Source organism: Cohnella zeiphila, from assembly GCF_014212055.1.
Taxonomy (GTDB): Bacteria; Bacillota; Bacilli; order Paenibacillales; family Paenibacillaceae; genus Cohnella; species Cohnella zeiphila.
Window position 1 is genome coordinate 3,614 of record NZ_JACJVO010000071.1, and the last position, 233, is coordinate 3,846.

Consider the following 233-nt stretch of genomic DNA (forward strand, 5'->3'; position numbering starts at 1 on the left):
GTGCCACAGAATCGGAATGCCCAGCTCCGCCGCCTTCGCATAGAGCGGAAAGTACGGCTGGTCGTCCGGATAAAAGTTCTGGTAGATCGGAGCCAGCTTCAGCCCGACCAGCCCAAGCTCCCGAACGCTGCGCTCCAGCTTGCGCGGCGCGTCCGGATCGTGCGGATCGACGCTGGCGAATCCGAACAGCTTGGACGGATGACGGCTCACATAGGCCGCCACGTATTCGTCGG

Annotated in this window: 1 protein-coding gene; it reads right to left on the minus strand. The window is 63.1% G+C overall.

The genetic code is table 11. The features are described from left to right. Positions 1-233 (minus strand): amidohydrolase family protein (locus tag H7C18_RS34510; RefSeq protein ID WP_185133679.1); only part of this gene is annotated, 233 nt, incomplete at both ends.